A 5,622-nucleotide genomic window follows, 5' to 3' on the forward strand; every position below is an offset into this window, starting at 1 on the left:
CGTTGCTGAAGAAGTAGCAGATGATGTAACAGACCAAGTTGATGAAGTGAGTCAAGCATATGTCATGACTGGAGATAACAATGCATATGTAGCAGTTGTACTTCATAATAATGATAATGGTACTGATGAAGTAAGTGATGAAGTTAAAGAAGAGGTTGCAGACGTTGTTAAATCGAGAAAGCAAGATTTAAATAATGTCTATGTCTCTGCCAACCCTGACTTCTTCAACATGGTTAACGATTATATTGAACGTGTTAATGAAGGGGATCCAATTGAAGGATTCTTCGAAGAGTTCAATGCGATGTTAGATCGTGTTTTCCCTAATTTAGAACGTTAATAATTTTTAGAAGATGGAGCTAATAAGTAGCTCCATCTTTTTGCATACTTGAGCGCTGATGAATTTGATCGAGCGCCGATAAATTTGTCTGAACACTGATAAAAGTTGACGAGCGCCGATAAAGTTCGTCTGAACGCTGAAAAAAGTTTGCGAACGCTGATAAATTCGCTCGAACGCTTATAAAATTCCTGAACGCTGATAAACTCACCACTTTATTGCCCAAATATGATCACCAAAGGTGGGATGTCTTTGAATAACCCTTATGAAATGTTGAAGGGAAATTGCTCACTTGTTGGCTTGGAGCCTAAAGCATTTAAAACAATGACAATCGATAGCAGAGAGCTTGACTTAATACAGGCAAAAGGTTATCAAAAACGGCTATACCAGCCTAAGAAATCGAGTCATGATCACTACGTAGCAGAAATGTTTGATCAAATAGATATGATCGCATACATAAATAAAAGCAACGATCAAGTGATCAATTTAATGATTTTAGCTCACTCATTTGGGCACTCTGATTTTTTACACTATAACAAGTACTTAAAGGAACAGGCAGAAAATATGAGGAAGAAACTTTTCCATCATCGCCGTATATTTGATGAAGCAGTAAGAGTGTATGGTTATGCTGAAGTTGTTTCATTTTTATCTAAAATGAATGACCTTTTTGATTTAATTCATGTGACAACATTAGATTTAGACAGCTTAATAAATAGACTGAATTTATGTAGATACGAAAGAGAGCTTGCTAATTTAGTGGCTAATGAAGCAAAGTACTTTGAAGCAATTAGTCAAACAAAAATAATGAACGAAGGCTGGGCTACGTATCATCAAATACCACTAATTAAAAAGGCAGGATTAATGAGTTTGGATATTGGTTTAACTGAGTTACAACTTTATGAGCGGCCGCGTTATGGATTAAATTTATATAAATTAGGTAAAGCGATGTGGAAAGAAGTTGAGCCTAACGAAAGAAGAAATGTTGTACACAATTACTGTGATACACAATTTATTAATCGTTATTATACTGAAGCTATACATAATGAACAAAAAATCGCCTATGTTAAAGAAAATCAAATAGAAGCAGATTACATTAAAGTAAAACAGCAGCTCATTCATTCAGCTTTATACAACGGAAAGATCAAAGTTCGAGTCGACGAAGCTTTATCTGATTCAACCGAAAGCTTAACAATTAGATTTCAACCGAGTCCAAATAGTAGGGAACAAGTATCTAAGTTGAAAACTGTCTTGCGTGATTACTTTAAAACTAAACTATATTTTAAGCCAGATCCTGTAAAGATATAAGTCAAAAGATTGATAAGATAACAAGTCACAGTAAGACTTTGGTTAATTGTAAGTCATTTATACTGTGTATCAAGACTTAATTTTTATGTAAATAATGATAATATAACGTTGTTTTTTGTCGAAGCCTATGCTAATCTAAAATTAATATTTTATTGTGAAAATTCATGTAAATAAGGAAACTCTTGTTGGATTTTAGGGGGATTAGCATGGGAAAGAATGGACAGAAGAAAGTAAAGTTACCAAAGGGTAAAAAAGAGAAAAAGAATCAAAAACCGTCAAAACGAAAAGGTACCTTACTTAACATGTCAATTGGAAAAAAGTATGGTCTCGTTTTTGCTATCACATTATTATTATTTTCTGCAGCTTCAGGGCTTGTTTTTCTACAAGCATACTTGTCTGATCAGACCATTAATGAACAAGTAGAATTGAGTGAGGAAGCTATTACAGTAGGAGAAATGGCTTCTGTCTTTAATGAAAAAGATATAATGATTAGTGATTATGTGCTTTTGAAAACTAATAATTATGTAAATGGTTATAGAGATTTAAATGAAGAGTTTGTTACTTTAGAGGAACAGGTGCGCCCTGGTTTAAGTAGTGAACAAAACGCAATAATGGATGAAATTATGACTAACAATGAACGCATTACTGAAATAGTTAATGATGAAATTGTTGTCGCGATTGGTAACCGTGATGAACAAGATGCATTAGGTTCAAGAGCTGTAGTCACAAGCCTTCGAGGAGATACATTGGACATGATTCAGGAACTTAGAGGTATGGTTGTGCAAGACTTTAATGCTTCTGCTGTTGAAACGAGAAATGCGATGTTTCAAATTCAAGCATACTTAGTTGCTGGTTTAGTTGCGTCTGTCATTATAGCGATTATTTTATTAACGGTTATAAGCCGTAATGTTAAAAAGAATATTAACTCTGTTGTTAAAGTTGCAGATCAAATTGCAGATGGTGATTTATCAGTAAATGATGTAAATTACAAAGGCCATGATGAAATTGGCAGTCTTGCTAACTCAATGAACACAATGAAAGCAAACCTTCAAAATATTATTGGTAAAGTTTCAGACGCTTCTGGTTCACTAACGAACCAAAGTGAGTTAGTAAACCGTTCAGCTCAAGAAGTGAGTGAAGGTAGTGAACAAATTGCATCAACTATGCAAGAGTTATCCTCTGGTTCTGAAACTCAAGCTCAAAGTGCTTCATCTATATCTGAAATGATGGATCAATTAGTGAAAAAGGTGCAAACGTCTTACGAAAATGGAGACAATGTGTCACATGCCTCAGAAGAAGTCTTGTCAATGGCTGACGAAGGCCGTGAACTAATGACACAGTCAGTATCACAAATGCAACAAATCCATTCTATTGTTGAAGACTCGGTTGAAAAAGTTAAAGGTTTAGACAAGCAATCTAATGAAATTTCCAAACTTGTTCAAGTAATTGAAGACATCGCTGAACAAACAAATCTTCTTGCGTTAAACGCTGCGATTGAAGCAGCAAGAGCTGGTGAACACGGTAAAGGGTTTGCAGTTGTAGCAGATGAAGTGCGCAAATTAGCAGAACAAGTAAGTCACTCAGTTGGTGATATTACAACTATTGTAGATTCAATTCAAACCGAATCGAAAGAAGTAACGAAATCATTAGAGTCAGGATACACAGAAGTAGAAGAAGGTTCTGAACAAATTAAAAATACACAACAAAGATTCATTAAAATTAATGATTCAATTAATGAAGTTGTTGGTAAAATTCAAGAGATTACATCTAGCTTGAAAGAAGTTATGAACGATAGTCAAGAAATGAATAAATCAGTAGAAGAAATTGCTTCAATATCTGAAGAATCAGCAGCAGGTGTTGAAGAAACCGCTGCATCAGTAGAGCAAGCTCATAGCTCAATGGATGAGATCACAAGAGCAGCTAACGATTTATCCAAGTTAGCAGACGACTTAAATGGTCAAGTTCAGAAGTTTAAACTATAATTGAGCTAAGTTATAAACATCAGTATGGCATAATAAGTTTTCGCAAGATATAATAAAAAGAGGCTGTATAAATATACAGTCTCTTTTCTTACTTTTGATATGTTGGGGGATTTTAGTTGGAACGGTTATCAAGATACATAGAAATTTTCTTAATTGCAACCCGCCTAGGTTTCACATCTTTTGGTGGACCAGTTGCGCATTTGGCCTACTTCCAAGAGGAATATGTTCAAAGACGCAAATGGCTGTCAGACCAAATGTATGCTGACCTCATAGCGCTATGTCAGTTTTTACCTGGTCCAGCTAGTAGTCAAGTTGGAATATCTATTGGAATGTTACGGGGAGGTTTAATCGGTGGTTTATTAGCGTGGATTGGTTTTACTTTACCATCAGTGCTAATACTTACGATTTTTGCTTGGTATGTTATTCAACTTAATTTAGCTGATGCAGTATGGATCGGTGCTCTAAAAGTTGTAGCAGTAGCGGTAGTGGCACATGCTGTTTTAAATATGGGGAAAAAGCTTGCGCCTGATTTACCCCGTATAGCTTTATTAGTAGGTTCTGCTACGGTGTTACTTCTATTTCCGTTTGCAACAACACAACTAGTCGTCATAGCGTTAGCTGCATTAATCGGTGCTTTATATTTTAAAAATATAGCTAAGCCTAATGAAGCAGAAACGTTTATGACCTTTTCTAAAAAAATTGGCGCTATTTCTTTATCAATTTTTGTAACGTTATTGGCGTTGTTGCCAATTCTTAATCACTTTTATAACCATATTTACATAGAGTTGTTTGATATCTTTTACCGAGTAGGTTCAATTGTTTTCGGGGGAGGTCATGTCGTCTTACCATTGCTTGAGCGTGAACTTGTCCCAAGCGGTTTAATTAGTGAAGACACGTTTTTAGCAGGTTATGGTGCAGCTCAAGCGATTCCAGGACCACTCTTTACATTTTCGAGCTACTTAGGAACGATTATTCATGGTATACCAGGTATGTTAGTAGCAACTATTGCTATTTTCTTACCATCCTTTTTTCTTATTATTGGAATACTTCCGTTTTGGCAACAGTTACGTCAAATGAAGTATGTAGGGGCTGCGCTACTAGGGGTAAATGCTGCTGTTGTTGGTATTTTAATAGCTGCGTTTTATCACCCGATTTTTACGAGTGGAATTATGTCAGAATTAGATTTTGCAGTTGCTTTGTTAGGTTTTAGTTTATTACAATTTTGGAAACGTCCGGCATGGCTTGTCGTAATTATTGTTGTAGTCGTATATATTTTATTAAGTCTCTTAATGTAGGAGTGTTAACATGCGTATTGTGTCAATCTGCCCAAGTAATACAGAGATTTTAGCTTATTTAGATGCAATCGATTTACTCGTTGGTGTAGATGATGATAGTGATTGGCCAAAGTCAATTAATAATCTACCGAGAGTAGGGCGGGACTTAAATATTGATATTGATAAAGTAAAAGCATTACAGCCAGATTTAGTGTTAGCTTCGTTAAGTGTTCCAGGTATGGAGAAGAACATTGAACGGTTAAAAGAAGAGCAAATGCCGTATATCATTTTAGATCCTAATTCATTAGATGAAATAGCAGATGACCTATTAACAGTAGGTAAGGAAATAGGAAAAGAACAAAAGGCACAACAGGTATATGATGATTATTATCAAGTGATTAATGAGTATCGAACAATTGCTAATACGATTCCTAATAAAAAAAACATCTACTGGGAATGGTGGCCGAAGCCGATTTTTACACCTGGAAAGAAAAATTGGCTCTCTTATATTAGTGAGTTAGCTGGGGCGTCAAATGTCTTTTCAGACTATGAAGAAGCTAGTATTCAAGTTGAGTGGGACGAAGTCATTCAAAAAGATCCTGATGAAATTTGTATGGTGTGGGTTGGGGTACAAGAGAAGAAAATGAACCCAGACATTCTGAAAAAACGTGAAGGAGCAAACCAACTTAAAGCGGTTCAGAGTGATCAAATTCACATATTAGAAGAG

General features: G+C 35.4%; 5 protein-coding genes. All 5 read left to right on the forward strand.

Features of this window, described 5'->3' with window-relative positions; translation table 11 throughout:
- Positions 1–337, forward strand: a 337-nt coding sequence (locus A194_RS0114240) for a YhcN/YlaJ family sporulation lipoprotein (protein WP_017187480.1), incomplete at its 5' end; no start/stop codon positions are given.
- A gap of 249 nt (positions 338–586) precedes the next feature.
- The gene (locus tag A194_RS0114245) at positions 587–1,639 is read left to right on the forward strand and encodes a SpoVR family protein (protein ID WP_017187481.1); all 1,053 of its coding nucleotides are present in this window, start codon (positions 587–589) and stop codon (positions 1,637–1,639) included.
- 206 nt (positions 1,640–1,845) lie between these two features.
- Positions 1,846–3,621 carry a methyl-accepting chemotaxis protein gene (locus A194_RS0114250; RefSeq protein WP_017187482.1) on the forward strand — a complete coding sequence of 592 codons (1,776 nt, stop codon included), beginning with the start codon at positions 1,846–1,848 and terminating at the stop codon, positions 3,619–3,621.
- A 116-nt stretch (positions 3,622–3,737) separates the two neighbouring features.
- Entirely contained in the window at positions 3,738–4,916 is a 1,179-nt protein-coding gene (chrA, locus tag A194_RS0114255) for a chromate efflux transporter (protein WP_017187483.1), read from the forward strand.
- Between the two features lie 10 nt (positions 4,917–4,926).
- A partial coding sequence (locus tag A194_RS0114260) for a cobalamin-binding protein (protein WP_017187484.1) occupies positions 4,927–5,622 on the forward strand: 696 nt, incomplete at its 3' end.

It is taken from the genome of Alkalibacillus haloalkaliphilus C5 (genome assembly GCF_000269905.1).
Lineage (GTDB): Bacteria > Bacillota > Bacilli > Bacillales > Alkalibacillaceae > Alkalibacillus > Alkalibacillus haloalkaliphilus_A.